Origin of the sequence: Sodalis sp. RH22, from assembly GCF_047324165.1 — a bacterium.
In the GTDB taxonomy this organism is placed as follows: domain Bacteria; phylum Pseudomonadota; class Gammaproteobacteria; order Enterobacterales; family Enterobacteriaceae; genus Acerihabitans.
Genome location: NZ_CP178731.1, coordinates 3,217,649 through 3,242,992, shown reverse-complemented (window position 1 = coordinate 3,242,992; position 25,344 = coordinate 3,217,649). Strand labels below are relative to the sequence as shown.

The window sequence follows — 25,344 nt, the reverse complement described above, 5'->3', positions numbered from 1 at the left end:
GCCGGGGCAACCCGCGGTTCCTGATAACGTTACGCCAGCCCAGGGGATTGGCGCCCGGCACGTATGAAGGCAGGTGGCGGCTAATATCGGTATTGGCGCCGGCAACGACTGACGATAGCGGTATATTAGCCGCTATTAGCCGCTATTAGCCGCTACTGGCCGATATGCCGCAGCTTTTTACCCGCCAGCAGGTTGTGCTCTATTTTTTCCAGCGACATATTTTTGGTTTCCGGTATCAGGATAAAGGTGATCACCACAAAGACCACATTAAGCGCGCTGTAGAGCCAGAACGTGGCGGCGGCGCCAATATGTCCCATCAGGGTCAGGAAGGTGGCGCCGATAATCATATTGGCGACCCAGTTGGTGGTGGTGGAACAGGTAATGCCGAAGTCGCGGCTTTTCAGCGGCTGGATTTCAGAACACAGGATCCAGACCACCGGCGCGGCGCTCATGGCGTAACCGGCGATGCACATCATGGTCATGCCCACCGCCAGATAGGAAATGCCGGCGGAATGATTGCCGCTATCGATCAATTGCAGGCAAACCCCCAGTAGCAGCGTGCCGACGGCGATGACGCTAAAGCCGATTTTCAGCGCCGGCTTGCGCCCCGCCTTGTCCACCATGCCGATGGCGATAAATGTCGCCAGCACAAACGTCAGACCGACGATAACCGTCGCGATCATTTGTTGGCGGGTGGTGGTGAATCCCGCCAGGCTGAAAATTTTCGGCGCGTAATACATGATGATATTCATACCGGTAAATTGCTGCATTGCCTGCAACAACATGCCGAGAAACACCGCCCGGCGCACATTGCCGTTGGATTTGAATAATGCCCAGCCGTTTTGCTTGAGCTTCAGGCTTTCACGGATATCATTGAGCTCTTGCCGCGCCTTTTCCGAGGTGTCGCGCAGCATCCGCAGTACCTGTTCCGCCTCGATATGCCGTCCCTTGGATGCCAGCCAGCGGGGACTGTTGGGCAGAAAAAACACCGCCGCCAGCAAGACGATCGCCGGGATGCACAGCACGCCCAGCATGGCGCGCCAGTTGCCGCTAGCGCTAAAGGCGGTATCGGACAAAAAGGCCAGCAATATGCCCAGGGTCACCATCAGTTGATACATGGCGATAAGCTTGCCGCGTATGGATTCGGTGGCCATTTCGGACAAATAAAGCGGCGCGGTATAGGACGCGATGCCGATGGCAAAACCCAGCAGCACACGGCTGAGCAACAGGATTTCCGCCGACTGGGCCAGCGCCGAGCCAAGAGATCCGAAGATAAACAGCACGGCGCCAATCATCAGGCTGTATTTGCGTCCCAGACGGGAAGAGAACCAGCCGTTGGCCAGCGCCCCGATCGCCGCGCCCAGCATCATGCTGCTGACTATCCACTCCTGCAATTGATTGCTCAGGGAAAAATGCTCGGCGATAAGTGGCAGGGCGCCGGCAATCACGCCGATATCCAGCCCGAACAACAGGCCGGCCATGGCGGCGGAGAAGGAGATAAACGCATTCATAAAGCGCGCGTTACCGGCCAACGGAATGCCGGTAGCGGCGGCCGGGGAGGGGTATTCGCCAGAGTGTGACATGAAGTCTCCATACAAAGCATAACAACGGCGGTCAGCCGGACAGGTGCTTAACATGGAACCCATTGCCGTTCAGCGTGAGACTTGGTCGGCTAAAGATATAGAGAGTCCTGCTACTTATCGGGTATTTGTGATAGGTGTATCACATTTACAAGCTGGTTAATCCCTACAAAATGGATAAAACAGCTTTACGATTGCCCGCTTTTTTTATGCCGCGCGCCGGCGACCGGACAGACTTTTAATGCACTGGCCGAAGTGCTAAAGTTAATCAAATTGCAGGTATTTCCGTCAGCGGTGGGTTTAAACGCCGCAATTCACTACATCAAATATGGCGGTAGGGCTGTATGGATTTTAAAGATTATTATGCCGCTCTGGGTGTCGAACCCACGGCCGATATTAAAACGATCAAAACCGCGTATCGCCGGCTGGCGCGTAAATATCATCCCGACGTCAGCACCGAGCCCAATGCCGAAGCTAAATTCAAAGATATCGCCGAAGCCTATGAGGTGCTCAAGGACAGCGCCCGTCGCGCCGAATACGATGAACTGCGTAAATATGGTCAGGGCGGGCGCTTCGAGGCACCCCCCGGCTGGCAGCCCGGCGGGCGCGCCGGCGGCCAGGCGCAAAACGATTTCGAGCCGCGTGACTATTCCGATTTTTTTGAATCGGTGTTCGGCGGCCAGGCCCGTGGCGGACAGCGCGCCCGCGCGCCCAGGCGCGGCCAGGATGCTGAAATTGAGGTGGCGGTATTCCTGGAGGAAACCCTTGAGGAGCACCAGCGCACCATCAGTTATCAACTGTCGGCCCCGGTTGAGCGCGGGCGGCAGGGCGCGCCGATCGGCAAAACGCTGAAGGTGAAGATCCCCGCCGGCGTCAGCGACGGCGATCGCATCCGCATCAAAGGACAGGGGCCCGCGGGCAGCAACGGCGGCGACAATGGCGACCTTTATTTGGTTATCCGCATCGCCCCGCATCCGTTATTTGACATCGACGGCAACAACCTGCTGGTCACTTTGCCCCTGGCCCCTTGGGAAGCGGCGCTTGGCGCTAAAGTCACTGTGCCCACGCTCACCGGCAAGATTACCCTTACCGTGCCGGCCAACAGCCAGACCGGCCAGCACCTGCGCGTCAAGGGCAAGGGCCTGGTGAATAAGCAGGGAACCGGCGATTTATATGCTTTGATTAAAGTGGTGATGCCGCCGCAGGCCGACGATCGGGCCCGTGACCTGTGGACGCAGCTCGCCGCGCAATGTGCGTTTAATCCTCGTGCGGAATGGGAGTAAAAGGCCATGACCGATGTCAGGGTTACCCTGGAAATCACGGAAATTTGCCAAACAGCCAGTATTTCCCGGGACGAACTGTTAGAAGTGGTGGCGTTGGGCATTATTGCCCCGCAGGATAACTCAACCGACGACTGGCGTTTCGAGCCGGCGGCGTTGCGGGAGCTTAAGCGGGCGCAGCGCCTGCGCCAGGATTTGGAGCTGGACTGGGCGGGCATTGCGCTGGCGGTGAACCTGCTTGACGAAATCTCCCGCTTAAGAACGGAGAACCGGCGTTTGCATCAGCGCCTGGACCGCTTTCTGATGAAATAATTGGCCGGCGACCCGGCCGGTTACCCCCCTCTTTCAGCCCTGGTCCAGGGCTGATATCATTTATTGCCTTATCATTTATCTTCAAATGGTTGAACGTGTCTAATTCGCCGGTGTCCTATAACCGGTCATAAACCATCCTTATGTGGCCCGGTGGGGTTTTAACCTGACTGTTAATTCTATCAGCGGAGCTACGCCATGAGAGCCTTGGTGGTATGTCGGGATAATATCGGCGATACGTTGTTGACCACTCCGCTCATCCGCGCCCTGGCCAGGGAAGGCGGCTACCAGGTCGATGTCCTGGCAAACAGCTACAATGCCGGGGTGCTGGCGCGCAATCCCGATATCGGCAATATCTACGTCTATCAGAAAAGCCACCATCGCGGCGCGGGCGCATCCCGTCTCGGTATTCTCCTGCGCCGGATAAAAATCATGTGGCTTATCCGCCGTACGCATTACGATATTGCCGTGATTGCCAAAAGTCGCTGGGACCGGCGGGTATTAAAATGGGGCACATTGTCGGGGGCCGCCAGGATCCTGGCCCTGGGCGAACTTTCCCATCCGATGATTACCGATTTGGTCACGCCGCCGCCAGAGAGCCGGGAACATCTGGTGCAGCGATTTCACCGTATGCTGGCCCCCCTGGGGCTACGCTCGCCCGCCGGACCCCTGGTGCTTAACGCCGATCCGGCCGCGGTCGACGCGCTGTCGGCACGTTACGGCATCGAGCCCGGCCAGCCGGTCATCGGGCTGCAAATCAGCGCCCGCAGAATTCTGCAGCGCTGGCCCGAGGCTCATTTTGTCGCCTTGGCAAGGCTCATCGCCGCCGCCGGTCCCGGCAGGATCATCCTGCTCTGGTCGCCGGGCGCGGCGGATAATCCCACGCATCCGGGTGATGACGCGTTGGCTGCGCGCATTGTGGCCGCCTGCCGTTTACCTGGTTTGATCCCTATCGCCACCCGATCGCTGGATGAGCTGACGGCGGCCATGCAGCTGTGCGACAGCGTGGTGACCAGCGACGGCGGGGCGATGCATATCGCGGCCGGATTGGGCAAAGGCATTGTCGCGTTATTCGGCGACAGCGATCCGATATGCTGGGCCCCCTGGCGGGTGCCGCATACGGTTTTGCTGGCAGAGGATAACAATGTGGCGTCTCTGACACCCGAACGGGTGTATCAGGCGTTGCGCGGGCTCAGGCCGGAAGCGCGCTAGTTTTCCTGCCGCGGCCATCTGCCGGCGCGGGCGGCCGAGACCAGCATCGCCAGGGTTAATGGCCGCGGACCGTCTGGCGGCGCAGCACCGATGCTCAGGCCCAAATGCTGCATTATCCTGATGGGGATCGGGCGGTTGTTTTCCGGGAAATAGGCCAAATGGTCGTAGTGGCTGGCGTCGACCTGAAAAAGCAGAAAAAAGTCGTTCATCAGGTGATCGAATTCGTCTTGGGATAAATTCAGATCCTCGCGCAGGGAAAAGGCCGGGCACAGGGGCTTGCTCCGGCCCCAGATATCGGGCTGGCGAAACGGGCTGATAAAATCGAATACCTGCTGGCGCAAATCAGGTTCCATAATGGTATTCGCTCATTGCCAGATCCGGCGTGTTGTCCTGGCCGCGGCGGTAACTTCGGCGCACGGCGGCAAAAACTTCATCGACGGTAATGGCCGTCATCGGGAACGGGCTGTTGGCCAGGTCCGGCGCCAGCGTGTGCAGCGGTTTATAAAACACATGGTGCAGGTGCTGGTCCTGGTAGGGCCCGGTATACAAGGGATTGGCGGTCACGAACAAGCTTACGGTCCGCACCTGCTGCGCAATCGCCAGATGCAGTGGCCCGGTATCGCCGGTTACCAGCGTATCAAAAGTGGTTATCGCGGCGGCAAGTTCCAGCAGGCTGGTTTTACCCACCAGTGAAATTACCCGGCGCCGGTTATCAGCCGGTATCAGGGCCATAAAGTCATCGACCAGGGATAACTCGTTCTTGCCGCCGATAAGCACCACGTCAAGCGTTGAATCCTGATCCATCAGTTTGCGGCTTAACGCGGCGAAGCTCGCCGGCGGCCAGCGCCTGAAATCCCGCGAGGCGCCAAGCTGGAAGCCGACGCGAACCCTATCCAGGGGTTTTGCCTGATGCGGGATGACCACTGGAATCGCCATCCGCACCGCGGTCGTATCGCATCCCAGGGGTTGCAGCAGATTCAGCTTGCGTTGCACGGTATGTCCCTCGAATTTTTGCGAGTAGGCGGTGAGCCAGGGGTTGAGCGCCGGGCTTTCGCTGCCGTAATGATCGCGAAAGATGTAACGGCATCCGGCCAGTACCACGCTTAGGATATCGTAAGGAAAATAGGAGTGCAGGATCACCGCCAATTGCGGACGCAGGCGACGTAATTTATAGATAAAATAGATAATATTATTGAACTTATTGTTCCAGTATATGACCTCGTCAAACAGCGCGCTGTTATGTACCAGTTCCTTATTTTTCGGGCTGGACACCAGCACCAGCCTGGCATGGGGGAATTTTTTCCTGAGCGCATGAATTGCAGGGGTATTAAGAATTAAATCGCCTAGCGCAGTAGTGGAATAGATGACAATACAACTAATGTCATTATTGTTGCACTCGTCCGCCCGGCCTTTTTTATAGCCGCTAAAAAAAGTGTAGCAAGAGAGTATCTTGTTGATAATATTGATCTTATTTCTTTTCATAGCGTTATTTTATTAATAAGAGAATTAAAGGCATAATAACATAACCTGGCCAAAAAATATTCGCTATTATTGCCAGGAAATCGTTAAATTCGTAAATGCTGATGGCAAAACGGAGCGGCCAGAAGAACAGGGTATGCCATTTTTATCGCCAAGTTAAATTAAATAATTTTATATGTTACTTAAATGGCGTTTATACCAAATGCTCCATGAGCTTGTCCTTGGAGGGTTTTTATTTTGGTAAGTTCAATTAATTTTAATTTTAATAGTAACTCTGTCATAAATTAAATAGGGTTTGGCATATCTTGCAATAATATCTGCTTAAATCCATGAGTAACATTACATAATCTACCCGTGAGTTATTTATTCACCCTGTGACTCGACCCGGTCTGGGGCAAAGCAACATTCGTTACAAAAAAAATGTGATATAACCCCATTTTTTGGAGGTACATCACACTTTTAGTGTGATCTGCTTCTAAGTTCTTGCCTTTTTTATAGTCAGGAAGGACTATTGTTACCGGTAACATTTTTTCTTTAGGAGTCAGCGCGTGATCGCACAAAAAAGAACTACCGTCAGGACCGGCGGCGCCATGACCGGTATGGCGGATAAGGCAATATGAGTACCTTAACATTGATTATCACCGCCATCGGGTCGGTGCTTATCCTGCTGTTCCTGGTGATGAAAGCGCGTATGCACGCGTTTGTCGCCCTGCTGTTGGTTTCCGTGGGCACAGGTATCTTCTCCGGAATGCCGCTGGAAAAAATTGCCGATACCATGCAGGCGGGCATGGGCGGGACGCTGGGCTTCCTGGCCATCGTCGTCGCTCTGGGGTCGATGTTTGGCAAGGTTTTGCATGAGACCGGCGCGCTGGATCAAATCGCCGGTAAAATGGTGAAGTGCTTTGGCGAAAGCCGCGCCTTTTTGGCTATGGGCATCGTGGGATTAATTTGCGCGTTGCCGCTGTTTTTTGAAGTGGCGGTCATGCTGCTGATTGGCGTGGTTTTTGCCGTCGCCCGCCGTACCGACGGTAATTTGGTTAAGTTATTGGTGCCGTTATTTGCCGGCGTTGCGGCGGCGGCGGCATTTTTGCTGCCTGGTCCGACGCCAATGCTGCTCGCCTCGCAGATGCACGCGGATTTTGGCTGGATGATTGCCATCGGCCTGATGGCGGCAATCCCGGGCATGCTGTTGGCCGGTCCGGTATTCGGCAGCGTTATCAGCAAGTCTGTTTTTATCCCGGTGCCGGCGGATGTCGCTGAACCGCAGCTGAAAACGGGCGAGCTGCCGTCGTTTGGTTTTAGCGTCTCGCTGGTGCTGTTTCCGCTGATCCTGGTGGGGTTGAAAACCATCGGCGTGCGCTTTGTGGCCCAGGGCGGAACCATGTATCGCTGGATGGAACTGGTCGGTCACCCGTTTATCGCCATCCTGCTCGCCTGCCTGGTGGCCATCTACGGTCTGGCTTATCGCCAGGGCATGAGCAAGGATAAGGTGATGGAGATTTGCTCGGCGGCGTTGCAGCCGGCGGGCATCATCCTGCTGGTGACCGGCGCCGGCGGGGTATTCAAACAGGTATTGGTGGATTCCGGCGTAGGGCCGGCGCTGGGCAATGCCCTGATCAGCACCGGACTGCCGATTGCCGTGGCCTGCTTTGTGCTGGCCGCCGCTATCCGCATTATCCAGGGGTCCGCCACCGTTGCCTGCCTGACCACCGTCGGCCTGATTATGCCGGTGGTCGCGCCGCTGGGATTCAGCGGCGCGCAGATGGCGGCGCTGTCGGTATGCATCGGCGGCGGCTCCATTGTCTGCAGTCACGTCAACGATGCCGGCTTCTGGCTGTTCGGCAAGCTGACCGGCGCCACCGAACTGCAAACGTTAAAGACCTGGACGGTTATGGAAACCATTCTCGGCACCACCGGCGCGGTGGTGGGCATGATTGCCTTTGCCTTGCTATGATTCCCTCCACGCGGCTTTGCGTCCATAGCCGCTCAAGAGGATGCCGATAGCCACCGCGTAGACGGGCGTGAATCACACTGTCCGGATAAGACATCTGCCCGCCGCCGGCAATCATTCTTGCCGTCGGCGGGCAGCGCTAATCAGAAGCGATAACCCACGCCCGCGTTAAACCCATTGATTGCCAGTGATTTATGATTATCGCTGGCTTTGAAATGGGAGCCTTCATATCCCACGTCCAGCGTCAGGTTTGAAGTGGGGTTAAACTGCACACCGGCTCCATACATCAGGGACGTATTTTTATAGTTAGCCTGGTTTTCTCTTATTACCTTTCCTGTTTTATCATAAGCCTTGCGGTTATAGTCCAATTTATTAAAGTTAACCCCAGCCAGGCCATAAATACTGATAAATTCATTGAATCGGAAAGCCGGGCCGGCGGCAAGAGACAGATAACGGAATTTTTCTTTTTCTTCGCCGGTGCGATAGTTCTGTTTAGGATCAAATGCGGAGTAAGAATCATTGGAGCCCATAAACGTCATGGAAGTAATAATACCGACCGGACTCTCCCCTTCATAACGATACTTGAGATTCGCGCCTTTGGGACGGGAGTCTAAAATTTTACTCTGCGCATACCCCAAAGACAGGGTATGTTCGTTAGCGGCGGCGGCAAAACTGGTTCCCAGGGTCGCGCAAGCGGCCAGCGCAAGGCATATTTTTTTCATTATCTCATCCTTAATTAATTTATAAATTAAATATATGCAATTGTTCAATAGTGTTATAACGCGTGAGTATAATAACGTGTTTGAGGGCGAGAATTTTAAACGAAACGTTACACTGAGAAAGAATAAATAAAAATCACCGGGTTAAATTGAACTTCTTGGTAATGCATGTTCATAAAATTGCTTATTAAAGTATTAAGTAATGTATGTAACAAAAGAGGGTGTCGGCATGAAATTCGATTATTTTTTATAATTAACCGCTATTGCCTGAATTAAAAAAAAGATGACGTCTGTGCATTATATTCCATGCCCCGGCCGCGGTTGAGAGGACCTTGCCTCCGCCTTCGACCATTATTGCCGCTCTCTGCTGTCGAAAGCGGTCCTCGCGCCGGGATGTCCCTGGGGCAACAGCCTTGACAAAATCTGAAAACCACCTCGACACTGGCGTCGCGATTTTTTATAATGGCCATTAATTATTCAATCACCGCAGTTTGGGCCAGAGAGGATGTCATGAGCATTGAACAAGCAGCATGTCTGAAGAAGGGTCGTGGACGCCCTAAGCAGTTTGACCGCGACATCGCTTTGGACAAGGCGCTGGAAATGTTCTGGCGGCATGGTTATGAAGCCACCTCAATGGCCGATTTGGTCGAGGCCACCGGCGCCAAGGCGCCGACGCTGTATGCCGAGTTCGGTAATAAAGAAGGGTTGTTTCGCGCGGCGGTGGAACGCTATGTCAGCAAATTCGCCGAGAAAGGCAAAGCCTTGCTGACACGCCCCGGCAGTTCCATCACCGAAGCCGTGGAAGGTTTTTTCCGCGCCGCGGCGGCCACCTTTACCGATAAGAGCCTGCCTTCAGGGTGCTTTATCATCTGCACGTCGGCGGCGTTGTCCGCCTCCTCGGAAGATGTCGCCGAATTGCTGCGCACGCGCCACCATTTGCAGGAAAATACGCTGCGGGAATTCCTGCTGGCCCGCCAGGCCCAGGACGAACTGCCCGCCGGCACCAACATCCCGGCGTTGGCGAAATATCTGGCCTGCACGCTGCAAGGCATGTCGGTCCAGGCCCGGGACGGCGCAACCCAGGAAGATTTGGACAGTATCGTTTCCACGCTTATGGCGGTCTGGCCGGAATTAATCCGCATCGGCGCGGACTTCAGGCTGCTTGCCGCCGTCGAAGCCTGACTTTTACCCCCGGCGGCCCGTCGGCGCAGCCTGGCCCCCCACCACCCTTGGCGCGCCGGCCAGGGGGCGTGTACATCCCCCGCCGTGCGCTGGTCCGTTTTACACGGCTGCCTGCGTGATACCACTGATTACCCCAGCATTAATTTTTGCGCCAGCGTACGCATTTCCGCCGCCGGATTATGGCCGATCAGCATAAAATGGTGCTTTTGCGCGCTCCAGTACACCACGTTCATCTCCAGGCGGACTTCGCTTTGCGCGCCGCGGTTAACCGCGCGATCGGCCGTGGTAATACAGAACGCCAGTGGGCCATGGCTAGGGTCCAGATAGGCGATTTGCGCAATGGGCTGGCTATCGTAACGCAGCATCCGGGCAAACTTCAGCTCTATCCCCGGCAGGGACAGGCGTGAAGGCTCAAGCGCCAGGCCCAGCTTGGCGCCGATAGTGCGCAGTTGCCGGTGTTGCAGCGCCATGGATTCGGGCATGTCGGCAAAGGTTTCATTGGTATAAAGCGACATATACTGCGCAACCAGGCCGCGCCAGTTGCCCTCGGGCGCTTCGCCTTCTCCCAGCCCCGCCGACAGCCGTCCGGCCACGCCGCCCACCGCCAGGCACGCTATCGCCGCCGCGATCAGCTGGCGCCGGCTGACGCCATTCCCGCGCGCAGACGACGCCGGCAATGGTGAAGACCCGGCGTACAGCGTTGCCAGCCCGGCCTTTAAGCGGGCCACCGGCGCCTGTTCCAGCAGGCCGGCATAAGCCGCGCCAAACGGCAGGCTGGCGGAATCCAGATGGGCCAGACGCGCCGCCAGCCGTGGGTCCCGGCTGACCTGCTCCTCTATCTGACGGCGTTGTTCCGCGCTGATTTCATTATCCAGGTAAGCCACCAGGGTTTCATCGGAAAACGGCGGAGCCGGGTGTTGTTGTGTCATTAAAAATCCCCCTCTGCCACGATCCGTCCTGACGCGACGGCGGTGTCGTTTGCCAACCGTTGCCGGGCGGTCGCCAGTCGGCTCATAATAGTGCCGATAGGTACGGACAAGGTATGTGCCGCTTCCTGATAGGTAAAACCTTCCACATAAACCAGGAATACCGCATTGCGCTGCGCCTCCGGCAACCGGTTGACCCGCGCCATGACTTGATTCGCCCAAATAGCATTCACCGCGCTATGGTCGTCGGTTGGAACATCGGCGCCATCGATATCAACAAATCCCTGGCCCTGGCGGATTAACCGTGACCTGATCTCATTGACCCATATTGAGTGCAGAATCGTGAACAGCCAGCGATCCAGGGTGGTGCCGGCGGTAAACTGCCCCGCACGCTCCAGGGCGCGCACGCAGGTCGCCTGCACCAAATCATCGGCGATATCCGGTTTGCGCGATAACACCATGCCGTAGCGCCAAAGGCGCGCCAGATGGTGCTCCAGTTCGCCTCTGATCTCGTCTGCTTTCACACTTATCCTCTCACTGCCGGATGCGCTGCCTACAGCTCGGGGTGGCCGTCAATGGCCGCCGCCAGATCGCGATATTCCTCGCATCCGGTACCGCACAGGGTCTTGATCGTGGCCAGCTGTTCCCTGGCCAGGTCCGGACGTCCCTTGATCATATAGGCTTCGCCAAGATATTCGCGTACCTGGGCATAATGCGGATCGAGGGCGATCGATTTCTGATAATACCCGATGCCCTCGTCGGTGCGCCCCAGCTTGCGGGTGGCGTAACCGCGATAATTCCAGGCCCGGGCGGTATTGGGCTGCCTGAGGGTATTCAATACTCCCAGCGCCTCGTCATAACGCCCGGCCTTGGCCAGGGAATAGGCATACCGGGCGCGATCGGCGTCGGATAGCATGCCGCCTTTATCCACCATGCAGCTTTTGGTGCGTGAATCGTAGATCTGTCCCTTGGGACAGGTGGGCGTCGTGGCCGAACTGTCGCCCATGGCGTTCGCCGCGCCGGACAGCAGCAGCATGACGCCGCCCGCCAGCGGCAGGACGCGTTTTTTTAATACCCTTACAGTCGCTGCATAAGTCATGGTTGGTACTCCGGTGGTTAAGGGGCGGATATCCGGACGTTATTCTGCCGGCGGGAACATTCTTTTCAGCGTATCGTCGCGCAGAACGTAGTGATGGAATAACGCCGCGCAGGCATGCAGGCCCGCAAGGATGATAATGGTCCACGCGGTATAGAAATGCAGCATGCCGAACGTACGGCGCAGCATGGGATCGACGCCGAAAATATCAGGAACAGGAAACAGGCCGAAAAACAGAAAAGGTTCGCCCTGAGCCCACCGGAACAGAAAGCCCAGGGTAACCTGCCCGATCAGCAGCAGGTATAGCGCCCAATGGGTCAGCTTGGCGATACGGTGCAGCCATAATGACGACGAGGCGGCGGGTAATCGTTTCCCGGCCGTACCGCGCCAGATAAGCCGGGCGACAATCAGAGCGGCGAGCATGATACCGAAGGAGATGTGCAGCGACTGGAGCCCTTTACGCCAGGGCGTACCGCGCTCCAGTTGCTCCCATATCTGCGAGCTGGCAAAAAGAAAAATAACGATTAACGCCGTTGCCCAATGCAACGTGATGGTCCATTTATCATAGCGTCGCGAGGGCGTTTTTTCCGACGCGGAAGGTGTGGTTGACATACCTGTATCCTGATTGCCTGGTTGGAATACAGAGTAAACACCTCATCGTGGCAATTTATTCGCTTTTTATAAATTATTTTTCTCACCGGCCTATGACGCTACGGCGTGCTCCCGGCCGCGCTGATAGACCGCCAGATGGGTATAGGCGGCGCAAAGCAGGGGAGTGGCGAGCCCGGCGCGCTGGCCTATTGCCACCAGATCGCCCAGCACCTGCTCCGCCTCCACCTGGTAACCCTGGTTCATATCCCGGTACATGGACGAGGTTTGCGCTGAATTTTTCTGAGTCAATAACGCGGTGGTATGCGCGATATAGTCTTCGCGCCGCTGATAGCCCGCCGAGGTTATCACCGTCAGTATCTCGTTTATCATCGCGCGGGCGAACTGTTCCCCGCCCGGGGCCGCGGCCACCTGGCCGATATTGCCGCGCATCAGGCAGGTAATGGCGCCGAGGCTTGCCAGCAGCAGCCATTTTTCCCACATATCGTTGATGATGGTGGTGGATAACCGGGAGGTAAAACCCGCATCCTTGAACAGCGCATCAAGCCGGCTGATGCGATCGGACAGCGAGCCGTCCAGTTCGCCGTAGGTGAATTCATGCAGCGGGCTTAATTGCACGACCCGTCCCTGTTCGTCAAGGGTGGCGGCTATTTTGCACAACCCGCCGATAACCGCCTGCCCGCCGAAGCGGTCGATGAGGATCTCCAGATGCTTCATGCCGTTGAGTATCGGCATGATAATCGTATCGGCGCCCACCGCCGGGGCAATATCGTTAAGCGCCGCTTCCAGGCCGAAGGCTTTTACCGTTAACAGGATGACGTCAAAGGGGCGGTTGATTTGCGCAGCGGTTATCAGCTGCGGTTGCAATGACGTCTCGCCTGTGGGAGTGACTAACCGCAGGCCGTGATGGCGCAGCGCATCGGCACGCTTGCCGCGCACCAAAAAAGTCACGTCGCGTCCGGCCTGGGCCAGCCTGCCGCCAAAATAACCTCCGGTAGCGCCTGCGCCGACAACTAAGATCCGCATAGTATTCCCTTCTTATTGTTAAATAGTGAAGAACCCCATCATCCGCCAGAAATGGGTGAGGATGCAACTCAGCGCGCGGACATCCCAGGCATCGCATAACCCGGTCTGGGATGGGGCCTGCGCCACGGAGCGGACAGGATACGTTAATCTAAACGCAATGCATGGCGTTAAGAAAATATCTTTCTAGCGGTTTATTATGAAAAATACTACCGTGATAATCCACGCTATTCAGTCTCAATAGCCAGCGTCAGGCCGGGATTTATATTGCGGCGGCAATTACCGCGGGATTATTTTCGCCACCTGCTGTTTGATCCGGTCTGGTCATGAAAATGTCATTTTATTCAATTATAATGAATTTAATAATATGATTTTAAAATAAAATATATTATGCCATTCTTAATAGATTATTGAATCGTATATGTTGACGCTTGGCGGTAAAAGTGCCGGCCGACCTGTTAATCGGCGCATGATGGATGACCCGTCATTCGATCCGATAATAATGTCATCGATAAGATAGTATTCAAAAGTTTTGATAATGTTATATGAATTAATATTAGCGGAGATAAGAAATGAAAATCATCCAGATCACCGACAGCCACCTGCGCTCAACGCCTGGCGCGACGATCCATGGCTATAATACCTATGAGGGGTTAACCTCGGTGATAGACGTTATTATTGACCATCATAATTTTGCATGCGAAGCACTGCTGGTTACCGGTGATATCTCTGATGACGGTTCTCACGCGTCTTATCGGCTTGCGCTGCAACAGATGAAAAGGCTGAGTCTGCCGATTTATTATTTGGGTGGTAATCATGATAACGCAATAAATCTGGCTGCGGTATTCGGCGCGGAAAAAAACGTCGGCAAGATAGAGGCGTTGTTATGCGACGATTGGCAATTTATCTGCGTCGACACCGTACAAAATAACCAGGACAGCGGTTTCCTGTCCGCGCAGGCGCAGGAGACATTGCGCAGGCAAATCGCCGGCGGTGAAAAAAATAATATCGCATTATTTATGCATCATCACCCCGTTGCCGTAGGTATACCTTTGGTCGATGATTGCATGCTGCTTAACGGCGAAGACATTATCGCCCTCTGTCAGGCTCACGATGAAATCAAGGCGCTGTGCTGCGGCCATGCGCATACAGAATATCAGGAAATACAAAATAATTGCATGATAAGCGTATGCCCGGCGACCTCGTTTCAATGGCAAGACGGCGCCAGAACACTACTCACGGAAAATAAGCGCGGGTTCAACATCCTGGAGTTCGGCGCAACCTATCAGGCCACAACCTTTTTTATATGACTGCCGTTAAGAGATATAACCTGCGCCATACCGTTGCCATCCCTGCAACGCGGCCGGCACTCCCCGCCGTTTACAGCCCGGGCGCTTTCCACATCGAGGTGGTCAGGCCATGATCCACCAGGCCCAGCTGATCGGCGTACACCGCCTGCCAATTGATTTTCATTTCCTGGTAGCGCTGATGGTTTTCCATGTCGGGCTGGTATTCACGCTCCCAGCGCACCAGGCGCTCGCCGGTTTCGGCCAGCGCCGGATAGATGCCGGCGCCCACCCCGGCGGCGATGGCGCAGCCCAGCGCCGTGGCTTCCTTGACCTCGGGTACTTTAACCATCAGGCCGGTAACGTCGCTGAGGATCTGGCACCATAACTTACCTTTGGATCCGCCGCCGGCGAAAACCAACGAGGGCGCCTGTACGCCTGAGAAGCGGGCGATCTGCTCCAGATTGCAGGCACAAACGATGGCCGCGTTTTCTTCCAGGGCGCGGAACAGCGTCTGTTTATTGCAGCGATCGGGATCGATGGACAAATTGATAAACGAGGGGGCGGCGTGATACCAGGATTTAAAATGCATGGCGTCGGAAAATATCGGCATGATGCCATGGGATCCCACCGGTACGCGGGCCGCCATTTCCTCCAGCAGGCTATAGGTGTCCACGCCCATGCGCGCGGCGATGGATTTTTCCTCGCTGCAAAAAGCGTCGCGAAACCAGCGCATGGTAAGCCCGGTAAAAAAGCTGATGCACTCGGCCTGCGTCATGCCGGGGATGACATGGGGATTGATGCGGATGTTCATATCCGGATCGGTCATCGGCGCGGGCAGGTTAACCACCTGCTGCCAAAAGGTGCCGCCCAGCACCGCGGTTTGTCCCGGCTGCACGATGCCTAATCCCAGGCTGCCGAGCTGTACATCGCCGCCGCCCATGACGACCGGGGTGCCCGCCGCCAGTCCGCAGGCATGCGCGGCCAGGCGCGTGACCTCGCCCAATAGGGTGCCGGTCTCGCGCACCGGCGAGAGCATGTCGGCGCGCAGGCCGGCCATATCCAGCAGGCTGCGTTGCCAGTCGCGGCTGGAGAGACTCAGCATGCCGGTGGTGCCGGCGTTCGAGGGATCGACCGCCAGTTCCCCGGAAAGCATATAGGCCAGCCAGTCGCTTATCATGGTCAGCGTCGCCGCCCGGCGATACACGTCCGGCCGGTGGTGCGCCAGCCACAACAGGCGCGGCATGGCGCTCAGCGCCAGGGTTTGCCCGGAATACTCATATACCTCGCGCTCAAAACAATAATCGTGCAGTTCTTTCAGCTCGGCCACTTCGCGGCTGGCGCGGGCATCGACGTTGGCGCAGGCCCAGATGGGCTTGCCGTGGCGATCATAGAGCACGATGCCTTCGCGCATGGAGCAGGCGGCCACCGCCCGAATCGCCAGGGGAGGAAGCCCGGCGCGTTGCAGCGCCTGGCGTATGCATCCGCAGGCCAGCTGCCAGTTGTTGTCCAGATCAAAGTCCATGGACCCTGGGATGGCGGGGTCGGAGACGTGCCGCCATTCAGCCTGGCTCACGGCCACCTGATTGCCTGCGGTATCGAAAATTACCGCCCGCACGCTGCCGGTGCCGGCATCGATCGCCATCAGATAATCGCCGCCGGGGGCGGGGTCATTGTGCGTAGGGTTACAGAGTGATGTCATGGTTTTATCTCTGTTTTATCCGCGCCGGGGCGCGTTATGGGTATGGATTACAGCCTATCGAGCATGGCCCTCACCGTACTTTCTTCCGTGACCAGGGCGTTGATATGTTTGCCCGCCAGCGCCGCCAGGATGGCCTCGGCTTTTTCCACGCCGCCCGCCACGCCGATCACCAAGGGAATATTGTCCAAATCCCGCAGCGATATGCCGATCAGTTCCTGGTGGATTGGCATGGCCGCCGTCAATTCGCCGTTTCGCTGCATAAAATAGCCAAGAATATCGCCCACCGCGCCCTTGCGTCCGAACAGCAGCTGTTCCCCCTCGCTGATATAACCGGAACGCATGATGGTGGCCTCGCGCCGCTGGCTTAGCGAACCGATGCCTACCACCGCGATATCCGCGGCGCAGGCGGTCAGCATGACATCCTGTACGCTGCGCTCCTGGCGGAAAATTTCCGCCACGCTTGCCGAGGACGCGCGCAGCGGCGCCGGGATAATGCTGACGCTGCAGGCGGCGTCCAACTGGCCGATGCCGGTCATATAGGGACCGACCCCGCCGGAAAGGGTCACCAGCCTGATCTGCTGCGAGGTGATAAAACCGCTCAGATGCTGCAGCGTGCTCATGGCGGTTTCGCCAAAACCCACCGCCAGCAGTTGCTGCGGTTGAAGCTGTTTCATGATCTCCTGGGCGGCGCCGATGCCGATGCGTTGGCTCATATCCCGCTGCGGCAAGGCCGGCAACACCCGCGCGTGGCGCAAATCGAAACGCTCCAGCAATTGGTTTTCCAGCTCCAGGCATCCCTCGTAACGGGAGTTAATTTGTACGCGGATGACGCCCGACTGGCGGCCTTTTTCCAGCAGACGCGACACCTTGAGGCGGGTCAGCCCAAGCTGCTCGCCAATCTCTCCCTGGGTCATGCCGTCGTGATAATAAAACCACGCTATACGCGCTAACAGTTCCTGCTCGGCCATGCTGCTGTCCGCTGGGTTGAAATGATCCGGATTATTTTTCTTCATATAGAACACTTATTAAAATTTAAATCAATTGTTCAATTAATCACAACGCTAAATTGTGATGGAGACGACAAAAAGACCTTTCCGCCATCTGGTACGGCGGTTAATAAACCCGTGATGCACAAAATGTGATCGATCTGGCGGTTTTATTATAACGGCCCAACTAGGATTATGAACAGTTTTGAATTTTAAATTCATTTGTTCATACGCATCGAGGCAGCATGATACTACCATCCCCGATGGAACCCACGCCGTTGCTCAGCGTGCATAACGTCAGCAAACGCTATTCAGGCGTGGCGGTATTAAAAGATATCGCCTTTACCCTGATGCCGGGGCAAGTGCATGCCTTGCTCGGCGGCAACGGCGCGGGTAAGTCGACGCTGATGAAAATCATCGCCGGCGTGGTGGCGCCGGACAGCGGCGCCCTAAGCATCATGGGCGAGCCCTGCCCGTCGCTGACGCCCGCCCGGGCGCATCAGTTGGGTATCTATCTGGTGCCCCAGGAGCCGATGCTGTTTCCCAACATGACGGTTAAGGAGAATATCCTGTTCCGCCTGCCGCGCCATCAGGCCGATAGCCGGAAATTGCAGGCGCTGTTGCACCGCCTGGGCTGCGATCTGCCGCTGCAGGCCGCGGCCGGCACGCTGGAAGTGGCCGACCAGCAGTTAGTCGAGATCCTGCGCGGCCTGATGCGCGACGCGCGTATCCTGATCCTCGACGAACCCACGGCGTCGCTGACGCCCGCGGAAACCCAGCGTCTGTTTCAACAGGTGCGCGACCTGTCCGGTCAAGGGGTGGGGGTGGTGTTTATCTCCCATAAACTGCCGGAGGTCCATGCCCTGGCGGACTGGGTCAGCGTTATGCGCGACGGCGCGATTACCCTCAGCGGCGCCATCGGTGCGTTTACCACCGACGCGCTTATCCAGGCGATCGCCCCCGTGGCGCGTGTGGATAGCCTGCCGGTGGAGCAGAAGATGTGGCTGGAATTGCCGGGACGGCGCAATACCTTCGCCGCCCGCGGGCCGGTACTGGACGTGTCGGGCCTTACCGGCGAAGGGTTTAAAGACGTCTCTTTCACGGTTAATGCCGGAGAAATCATCGGCCTGGCGGGCGTGGTGGGCGCCGGGCGTACTGAGCTGGCGGAAACGCTGTATGGCCTGCGCCCGGTCCGCGGCGGGCAGCTACGGCTGGAGGGACGCGATATCGGATCGCTGACGCTGGCCCAGCGGCTGGCGGCCGGGCTGGTCTACCTGCCGGAGGACCGGCAGTCGTCGGGATTGTACCTGGATGCGCCGCTGTACTGGAATACCGCCGCGCTGACCGCCGGCCGCCGCGGCTGGTGGCTGCATCCCCGGCGGGAAAAAGCCACCCTGGAACGCTACCATCGCGCGCTGGGCATCAGATATGCCGATCCCGATCAGCCGGCGCGCACCCTCTCGGGCGGCAACCAGCAAAAGCTATTGATCGCCAAATGCCTGGAAGCGCAGCCCCGTCTGCTGATCGTCGACGAACCGACGCGCGGCGTCGACGTATCGGCGCGCGCCGATATCTACCAGCTGCTGCGCGGGGTGGTGGCGCAGAATGTGGCGCTGCTGCTGATTTCCTCGGATCCGGAAGAGATAGCGCTGCTGGCGGACCGGGTCTTTGTCATGCATCAGGGGCAATTAAGCGCGCCCATGACGGGCGGCAGCGTAAGCGTAGAACACATGATGCGCATGGCCTTTGGCTCCCATGCCCCGGATGAGGAGATCGCGGATGCTTAGACTATTGCAGAATAACCGTGAATTTACCGCCTTGCTGGCCATCCTGGTGCTGTTTGTGCTGCTGGGGGCGCTTGATCGCGGTTATATCGGTTTCCAGACGCTGCTGATGATTTTCAGCAGCGCGCAGATCCTGATGCTGCTGGCGATGGGCGCCGCACTGGTTATGCTGACGCGCAATATCGATGTGTCGGTGGGGTCCATCGCCGGTCTTTGCGCGGTAACGCTGGGATTGTTGCTCAATGCCGGTTGGCCGCTGGCCACCGCCATTGTGTTTACCCTTTTGACCGGGCTGGTGGCGGGGCTGTTTAACGGTGTGCTGGTCGCCTGGTGCCGGATACCCGCCATTGTCGCCACGCTTGGTACCCTGGGGCTGTACCGGGGACTGATGCTGTTGCTGACCGGCGGTAAATGGATTGAAGGCCTGCCGTCCGGGTTAAAGTCTTTGTCCAATCCGTCCTGGTTTGGCGTCTCGCCCATCGGCTGGGTGATCATGCTGTTGCTGGCCGGCCTGTTCTGGCTATGCTCGCGCAGCGCGCTCGGGCGCAACTTCTATGCGGTGGGGGACAATCTGCAGGGCGCGCGCCAATTAGGCGTGCCGGTAAACGCCATCCGTATCGCCGCGTTTGCCGTTAATGGGGCGATGGCATCGCTTGCCGGCATCGTGTTTGCCTCGCAGATCGGTTTTGTCCCCAACCAGACCGGCAGCGGACTGGAAATGAAGGCTATCGCCGCCTGCGTGCTGGGCGGCATCAGTTTGCTGGGCGGCACCGGTACGGTGATAGGCGCCATCCTCGGCGCCTATTTCCTGACGCAAATCGACACCGTGCTGGTATTGCTGCGTCTGCCGGCATGGTGGAATGATTTTATCGCCGGCCTGGTGCTGCTCGGCGTGCTGATTTTCGACGGCCGCCTGCGCCGGGCGCTGGAGTTGAACCGCCGTCGCCAGAAATACGCCCGTTTTATGCCGGCGCCGGCGGCGAAGGCCAAAGACGCTAAAAAACGCCCCGGCGGCGGCGCGCGCGCGGCGGCGTCCGGCACCACTAAAAAGAACAGCGGGGTGGCCTGATGAAACCGGCAAAACTAAAAGGCTATGGTTGGGAAGGCGCGCTGATAGTGCTGCTGATAGCGGAAATCCTGCTGTTCGGCGTCATCAACCCGCGCATGCTGGATCTCAATATGCTGTTGTTCAGCACCAGTGATTTTATCGCCATCGGCATCGTCGCCCTGCCGCTGACCATGGTTATCGTCAGCGGCGGGATTGATATCTCTTTCGCCGCCACCGTCGGACTGTGCGCCATCGCGCTCGGGGTCCTGTTCCAGGGCGGGGTGCCCCTGTCCCTGGCGATCCCCTTGACCCTGCTGCTTGGCCTGGCGTGCGGGCTGCTTAACGCCGCCCTGATTCTTTATACCGGCGTGAATCCGCTGGTGATAACCCTTGGCACGCTGTATCTGTTCGGCGGCAGCGCCCTGCTGCTGTCAGGCCTGGCGGGCGCCACCGGGTTTGAAGGCATCGGCGGTTTTCCCGCGGTCTTCAGCGATTTCGCCAACCTGGCGCCGGGCGGCCTGCCGATGCCGCTGCTGCTGTTCCTGCTGACGCTGATGGGGTTCTGGCTGCTGATGCACCGCACGCGGCTCGGCCGCAATTGCTTTGTTATCGGCCAAAACGCGCGCGTGGCGCGTTATAGCGCGGTGCCGGTCGGGCGCACCCTGTGCGCGGTATATGGCTTGACCGGCCTGGCGTCGGCGGTGGCCGCGGTACTGCTGGTGTCTTATTTCGGCTCCGCCCGGTCCGACCTGGGCGGCGCGTTGCTGATGCCGGCGATTACCGCCGCGGTGCTCGGCGGGGCCAATATCTACGGCGGCTCCGGTTCCATCCTCGGCACCGCGCTGGCGACCCTGCTGGTGGGCTTTTTGCAGCAGGGCCTGCAAATGGCGGGCGTCGCCAACCAGGTCTCCAGCGCCCTGTCGGGCGCGCTGCTGATCCTGGTGGTTATCGGCCGCTCCGCCAGCCTGCATCGGGAACTATTGGCCCGCTTCCTGACTCGCCGGCTGCGCCCGCGGGTTTCCTTATGATGACTATCTCTGAGATCAATGGAGTCGAACATGGATAACAATATCTGGCGCAATAGAGCAATGGCGGGCGCGTTCCTGCTGGTGGCCGCTGGGTTCGCCACCGCCCAGGCCGCCGAGCGCATCGCCTTTATCCCCAAGCTGGTGGGCGTGGGTTTTTTTACCAGCGGCGGCAACGGCGCGCTGGCGGCGGGCAAGGAACTGGGCGTCGACGTTACCTATGACGGCCCTACCGAGCCCAGCGTCTCCGGGCAGGTACAGTTGATCAACAATTTTGTCAACCAGGGCTACAACGCCATCATCGTATCGGCGGTGTCGCCCGACGGCCTGTGTCCGGCGCTCAAGCGGGCCATGCAACGCGGGGTAAAGGTGCTGACCTGGGATTCCGATACCAAACCGGAGTGCCGTTCGGTGTATATCAACCAGGGTACGCCGAAACAGCTCGGCTCGCTGCTGGTGGATATGGCGGCGAAACAGGTCACCCGGGAGCAGGCCAAGGTGGCGTTTTTTTACTCCAGCCCGACCGTTACCGATCAAAATCAATGGGTCAAAGAGGCCAAGGCCAAAATCAGCGCCGATCATCCCGGCTGGACTATCGTCACCACGCAGTTCGGTTATAACGACGCCACCAAATCCCTGCAAACCGCCGAGAGTATCCTGAAGGCCTACCCGGACCTGGATGCGATTATCGCGCCTGACGCCAACGCGCTGCCCGCCGCCGCGCAGGCCGCGGAGAATCTTGGCCGTAAGGGCGTGACCATCGTCGGTTTCAGCACGCCTAACGTCATGCGTCCCTATGTGCAACGCGGCACGGTAAAGACCTTTGGCCTGTGGGATGTGGTACAGCAGGGCAAGATTGCGGTGTATGTGGCGCATGAAATGCTGCAAAAGGGCGACCTCAATGTCGGCGATAAACTGACCATCCCGCAGGTGGGCGCGGTGGAGGTCTCCGCCAACAGCGTGCAGGGATATCAATATGAGGCCAAGAACAACGGCATCGTCCTGCTGCCCGAACGCGTGCAGTTCAATAAAGACAATATCGATAAATACGATTTTTAACCGGTCTGCGTAGGAGACATGATTATGGCTGATTTGGACGATATCAAGGACGGCAAGGATTTCGGCATCGGCGTGGCGCAGCGCAATGTGCCGTTTTTCCTCAAGGGCAGCGGAGCGCTTGACTGGGGCATGCAATCGCGCCTGGCGCGGATTTTCAATCCCGTATCCGGCCGTACGGTAATGCTGGCGTTCGACCATGGCTATTTCCAGGGGCCGACCACCGGTCTTGAGCGGATCGATTTGCACATCGCGCCGCTGTTCGCCCATACCGACGTGCTGATGTGCACGCGCGGCATCCTGCGCAGCCAGGTGCCGCCGGCGGTAAATAAACCGGTGGTGCTGCGCGCGTCCGGCGCCAACTCCATCTTAGGTGAACTGTCGAACGAGGCGGTGGCGGTATCCATTGAAGATGCGCTGCGCCTGAACGTGGCGGCGATGGCGGCGCAGGTGTATATAGGCAGCGAATACGAGCATCAGTCGATAAAAAATATTATCCAGCTGATTGACCAGGGCACGCGCTACGGCATGCCGACCATGGCGGTCACGGGCGTGGGAAAGGATATGGCGCGCGATCAGCGCTATTTTTCGCTGGCGACACGCATTGCCGCCGAAATAGGCGCGCAGGTGATCAAGACCTATTATACCGATATCGGTTTTGAACGCGTGGCGGCGGGCTGTCCGGTGCCGATCGTCATTGCCGGCGGCAAAAAACTGCCCGAACGGGAGGCGCTGGAGATGTGCTATCGCGCCATTGACCAGGGCGCTTCCGGGGTCGACATGGGGCGGAATATCTTCCAGTCCGAGGCGCCGGTGGCGATGCTGAAAGCCGTGCAGGCGGTGGTGCACCACGGCGAAAACGCCGAGCGCGCGTATGCGCTGTTCAAAAGCGAGCAACACCCGATAGAAGGGGGCAGGTAATGCATGTGACGCTGGTGGAGATCAATGTCAAAGCCGACAAGATAGACGATTTTATTGCGGTTTTCCGGCAAAATCATCTTGGTTCGATTCAGGAACCAGGCAATTTACGCTTCGACGTGCTGCAGGACGAGCAGGTGCCGACCCGATTTTATATTTACGAGGCGTATCGCGATGAACAGGCGGTGGCGGCGCATAAAAAAACCGCGCACTACCTGCGCTGCGTTGAGCAATTGGCGCCGCTGATGACCGAACCGCGCAAGAAGACCACCTTTATCGGCCTGCTGCCGGAGACGGCGTAAGCTCCCGGCATAAACGGCGGGCGGTCAGGGCTGCCATAGCGGTTCCTGTCCGCTGAGCTTACGGTCAAGGAAAAACGCCGCGCTGATCAGTGCCAGATGGGTCAGCGCCTGCGGCGTATTGCCCAGCGGGTAGCCCCGCTGGTCGAATTCTTCAGCGTACAGGCCGAGCGGATTGGCATAGCTGAGCAGTTTTTCGAATTCGAAATGCGCTTCCTCCAGGCGATCCGCGCGCGCCAGGCACTCTACATACCAAAACGAGCAGGCGGCGAAGGCGCCCTCGCTGCCGGGCAAGGTATCGGATGGCGTGTTTTCGTTATTATAGCGCCGCACCAGGCCGTCCTGGACCAGCGTATCCCTGATGGCGTCCAGGGTGGCGAGCCAGTCGGGATCGGTGGCGCCGACAAAACGGAACAGCGGCATCAGCAGCATGGACGCGTCCAGGTCCTGACCGTGCCGCGTGGCGGTAAAATGGCCTAGCTCATCATTCCAGAAATGCGTCCAGATATCCGCGCGGATATCGGTGCGCGCCTGATCCCAGCGATCGTAGGGCATGGGCAGGGAGCGTTTCATCCCCAGGCGCAGCGCGCGATCGATGGCTACCCAGCACATCAGCCGGGAGTGCAGGAAATGCTGGGGTTCACCGCGCATTTCCCAGATGCCCGCATCCGGCTGGTTCCAGCTGTTGCAGACATGATCGATCATCCTGACGATATGCTGCCAGCCGCGGTGCGAAATAGCCTCGCCATATTTGTTCGCCAGGTAAACGGCATCCATCAGTTCGCCATAAATATCGAGCTGGAGCTGCCGGTAAGCCCCGTTGCCGATGCGTACCGGCACCGACCCGGCATAGCCCGACAGATGCGGCAGGCTGGCCTCCGGCAGTTCGGTACCGCTGTCCAGCCGATACATGACCTGCAGTTTATCCGGCTCAAACTGACTGTTTTCCATGCAGCGGCCCACCCATGTGGTAAAGGCGCCGGCTTCCTCGATATAACCCAGGCGCATCAGGGCATAAACGCTAAACGAGGCGTCGCGGATCCAGGAGGCGCGATAGTCCCAGTTGCGCGCGCCGCCCAGATGCTCAGGCAGGCCGAAAGTGGCGGCGGCGGCAATGGAGCCGTGTTTCCAGGAGGTCAGGAGCTTAAGCGCCAGCGCCGATCGGTTGACCATTTCCCGCCAGCGCCCTTTATAGCTGCTGGCGGCGCTCCAACGCCGCCAATAGCGCAGCGTGGTATCGAAGCATACCCGGGTATTATCCAGATTGACCTGCGGGTCGCGGGCGCTGCCGAAGATAAATTCCGCGTGTTCACCGGCTTTAAGCGTAAAACGGGCCACGGCGGCGGTGCCCGCGGCGGTATGCAGGGGGACGCTGGACACCAGGCGCAGGCTGGGCTGGCCGGGAGCGGTAAACACCACCGTCTCATGGTCCAGGCGGGCGCGGGTGGCCGCGCGGGCATAGTCGTGCACCGGCGCGCAGCGCAGCGTAAAGCAGGCTTCGCCCTGAAGCACCTTCAGGCGACGTATAATGCGCGGCATGCGGTTTTCGTCGTCGCAGATCGGCATAAAATCGGTGATTTCCGCCAAGCCGGTAGTGTCCAGCCAGCGGGTTTGCAGGATATTGCTGTCGGGCAGGTAAAGCTGTTGCCTGCGGGCATCCGGCCAATCGGGGGATAAGGTGAAAACCCCGGCCGCGTCGGTATCCAGCAGCGCGCTGAACACGGACGGACTGTCAAGGTCGGGCCAGCAGAAATAGTCAATGCTGGCGTCAACGGCGATCAGTGCGCAGGTCTGTAAATCGCCGATGATGCCGTGTTCCCCAATGCGTCGTATCGCGTCGGTTTGAGGTAAGTCAGCCATGTCCCTGATTTCCT

Annotated in this window: 24 protein-coding genes; 12 read left to right on the top strand and 12 right to left on the bottom strand. The window is 58.0% G+C overall.

The annotated features are described in order from the left end of the window. Positions 1-152: 152 nt before the first annotated feature. Entirely contained in the window at positions 153-1,583 is a 1,431-nt protein-coding gene (locus ACL2XN_RS14795; RefSeq protein ID WP_413728954.1) for a sugar porter family MFS transporter, read from the bottom strand. A gap of 341 nt (positions 1,584-1,924) precedes the next feature. Between ACL2XN_RS14795 and cbpA the strand changes: the two genes are divergently transcribed. From cbpA to ACL2XN_RS14780, 3 genes are all read left to right on the top strand, one after another. Next, positions 1,925-2,863, top strand: a complete 939-nt coding sequence (gene cbpA, locus ACL2XN_RS14790) for a curved DNA-binding protein (RefSeq protein WP_410012354.1) — start codon at positions 1,925-1,927, stop codon at positions 2,861-2,863. A gap of 6 nt (positions 2,864-2,869) precedes the next feature. Then, entirely contained in the window at positions 2,870-3,172 is a 303-nt protein-coding gene (locus tag ACL2XN_RS14785; protein ID WP_410012353.1) for a chaperone modulator CbpM, read from the top strand. Positions 3,173-3,367: 195 nt separating this feature from the next. After that, complete coding sequence (locus tag ACL2XN_RS14780; RefSeq protein WP_410012351.1) at positions 3,368-4,381, top strand: glycosyltransferase family 9 protein; 1,014 nt, start codon at positions 3,368-3,370, stop codon at positions 4,379-4,381. On the opposite strand, the gene ACL2XN_RS14775 is transcribed toward ACL2XN_RS14780, so the two are convergent. Further along, positions 4,378-4,734 carry a DUF1493 family protein gene (locus ACL2XN_RS14775; protein WP_410012350.1) on the bottom strand — a complete coding sequence of 119 codons (357 nt, stop codon included), beginning with the start codon at positions 4,732-4,734 and terminating at the stop codon, positions 4,378-4,380. The two genes, ACL2XN_RS14780 and ACL2XN_RS14775, sit on opposite strands and share 4 nt — an antisense overlap. Further along, positions 4,724-5,863, bottom strand: coding sequence for a glycosyltransferase family 9 protein (locus ACL2XN_RS14770; protein WP_410012349.1), 1,140 nt, complete (start codon positions 5,861-5,863; stop codon positions 4,724-4,726). The genes ACL2XN_RS14775 and ACL2XN_RS14770 overlap by 11 nt, the downstream gene beginning before the upstream one ends. A 613-nt stretch (positions 5,864-6,476) precedes the next feature. On the opposite strand from ACL2XN_RS14770, the gene gntU reads away from it, so the two are divergent. Next, the gene (gene gntU, locus ACL2XN_RS14765; protein ID WP_413728953.1) at positions 6,477-7,814 is read left to right on the top strand and encodes a gluconate transporter; all 1,338 of its coding nucleotides are present in this window, start codon (positions 6,477-6,479) and stop codon (positions 7,812-7,814) included. A gap of 140 nt (positions 7,815-7,954) precedes the next feature. On the opposite strand, the gene ACL2XN_RS14760 is transcribed toward gntU, so the two are convergent. Then, positions 7,955-8,533 carry an Ail/Lom family outer membrane beta-barrel protein gene (locus ACL2XN_RS14760; protein ID WP_410012347.1) on the bottom strand — a complete coding sequence of 193 codons (579 nt, stop codon included), beginning with the start codon at positions 8,531-8,533 and terminating at the stop codon, positions 7,955-7,957. Between the two features lie 507 nt (positions 8,534-9,040). On the opposite strand from ACL2XN_RS14760, the gene ACL2XN_RS14755 reads away from it, so the two are divergent. Then, entirely contained in the window at positions 9,041-9,712 is a 672-nt protein-coding gene (locus ACL2XN_RS14755) for a TetR/AcrR family transcriptional regulator (protein WP_410012346.1), read from the top strand. A 128-nt stretch (positions 9,713-9,840) separates the two neighbouring features. Here ACL2XN_RS14755 and ACL2XN_RS14750 read toward each other — a convergent pair whose 3' ends face one another. The 5 genes from ACL2XN_RS14750 to panE all read right to left on the bottom strand — a co-directional run bounded on the left by ACL2XN_RS14750 (position 9,841) and on the right by panE (position 13,369). Then, on the bottom strand, positions 9,841-10,641 hold the full coding sequence (locus ACL2XN_RS14750; protein WP_413721997.1) for an anti-sigma factor family protein: 801 nt from the start codon (positions 10,639-10,641) through the stop codon (positions 9,841-9,843). Then, positions 10,641-11,168: a sigma-70 family RNA polymerase sigma factor gene (locus tag ACL2XN_RS14745; protein WP_410016643.1), complete on the bottom strand. Its 528-nt coding sequence runs from the start codon at positions 11,166-11,168 to the stop codon at positions 10,641-10,643. Before ACL2XN_RS14745 ends, ACL2XN_RS14750 begins: the two co-directional genes overlap by 1 nt. A 23-nt stretch (positions 11,169-11,191) precedes the next feature. Continuing rightward, entirely contained in the window at positions 11,192-11,674 is a 483-nt protein-coding gene (locus tag ACL2XN_RS14740) for a tetratricopeptide repeat protein (RefSeq protein ID WP_413728829.1), read from the bottom strand. Between the two features lie 102 nt (positions 11,675-11,776). Continuing rightward, positions 11,777-12,346 (bottom strand): cytochrome b, encoded by a 570-nt coding sequence (locus tag ACL2XN_RS14735; protein ID WP_410012344.1) that lies wholly within the window; start codon positions 12,344-12,346, stop codon positions 11,777-11,779. A 90-nt stretch (positions 12,347-12,436) separates the two neighbouring features. Beyond that, positions 12,437-13,369, bottom strand: a complete 933-nt coding sequence (gene panE / locus ACL2XN_RS14730; RefSeq protein ID WP_413728952.1) for a 2-dehydropantoate 2-reductase — start codon at positions 13,367-13,369, stop codon at positions 12,437-12,439. A gap of 569 nt (positions 13,370-13,938) precedes the next feature. Between panE and ACL2XN_RS14725 the strand changes: the two genes are divergently transcribed. Beyond that, on the top strand, positions 13,939-14,676 hold the full coding sequence (locus tag ACL2XN_RS14725; RefSeq protein ID WP_410012341.1) for a metallophosphoesterase: 738 nt from the start codon (positions 13,939-13,941) through the stop codon (positions 14,674-14,676). A gap of 70 nt (positions 14,677-14,746) precedes the next feature. Here the strand turns inward: ACL2XN_RS14725 and lsrK are convergent, their stop codons facing one another. Next, positions 14,747-16,354, bottom strand: coding sequence for an autoinducer-2 kinase (gene lsrK / locus ACL2XN_RS14720; protein ID WP_410012340.1), 1,608 nt, complete (start codon positions 16,352-16,354; stop codon positions 14,747-14,749). 47 nt (positions 16,355-16,401) lie between these two features. Next, positions 16,402-17,367 carry a transcriptional regulator LsrR gene (gene lsrR / locus ACL2XN_RS14715; RefSeq protein WP_410012339.1) on the bottom strand — a complete coding sequence of 322 codons (966 nt, stop codon included), beginning with the start codon at positions 17,365-17,367 and terminating at the stop codon, positions 16,402-16,404. Between the two features lie 218 nt (positions 17,368-17,585). Here lsrR and lsrA point away from each other — a divergent pair, with 218 nt between their 5' ends. The 6 genes from lsrA to lsrG are packed head-to-tail and all read left to right on the top strand — an operon-like array spanning position 17,586 to position 23,473. Further along, positions 17,586-19,127 carry an autoinducer 2 ABC transporter ATP-binding protein LsrA gene (lsrA, locus tag ACL2XN_RS14710; RefSeq protein WP_413728951.1) on the top strand — a complete coding sequence of 514 codons (1,542 nt, stop codon included), beginning with the start codon at positions 17,586-17,588 and terminating at the stop codon, positions 19,125-19,127. After that, positions 19,120-20,193: an autoinducer 2 ABC transporter permease LsrC gene (gene lsrC / locus ACL2XN_RS14705; RefSeq protein ID WP_413728950.1), complete on the top strand. Its 1,074-nt coding sequence runs from the start codon at positions 19,120-19,122 to the stop codon at positions 20,191-20,193. Before lsrA ends, lsrC begins: the two co-directional genes overlap by 8 nt. Next, positions 20,193-21,200 (top strand): autoinducer 2 ABC transporter permease LsrD, encoded by a 1,008-nt coding sequence (gene lsrD / locus ACL2XN_RS14700; RefSeq protein WP_413728949.1) that lies wholly within the window; start codon positions 20,193-20,195, stop codon positions 21,198-21,200. The genes lsrC and lsrD overlap by 1 nt, the downstream gene beginning before the upstream one ends. 30 nt (positions 21,201-21,230) lie before the next feature. Then, entirely contained in the window at positions 21,231-22,256 is a 1,026-nt protein-coding gene (gene lsrB / locus ACL2XN_RS14695; protein WP_413728948.1) for an autoinducer 2 ABC transporter substrate-binding protein LsrB, read from the top strand. A gap of 24 nt (positions 22,257-22,280) precedes the next feature. Next, a complete protein-coding gene (lsrF, locus tag ACL2XN_RS14690) occupies positions 22,281-23,174 on the top strand; it encodes a 3-hydroxy-5-phosphonooxypentane-2,4-dione thiolase (RefSeq protein ID WP_410016641.1) in 894 nt (297 codons plus the stop codon). Beyond that, positions 23,174-23,473: a (4S)-4-hydroxy-5-phosphonooxypentane-2,3-dione isomerase gene (lsrG, locus tag ACL2XN_RS14685; RefSeq protein ID WP_410012333.1), complete on the top strand. Its 300-nt coding sequence runs from the start codon at positions 23,174-23,176 to the stop codon at positions 23,471-23,473. The genes lsrF and lsrG overlap by 1 nt, the downstream gene beginning before the upstream one ends. A gap of 24 nt (positions 23,474-23,497) precedes the next feature. On the opposite strand, the gene ACL2XN_RS14680 is transcribed toward lsrG, so the two are convergent. Further along, positions 23,498-25,330: a glycoside hydrolase family 15 protein gene (locus ACL2XN_RS14680; protein WP_413722004.1), complete on the bottom strand. Its 1,833-nt coding sequence runs from the start codon at positions 25,328-25,330 to the stop codon at positions 23,498-23,500. Positions 25,331-25,344: the final 14 nt, after the last annotated feature.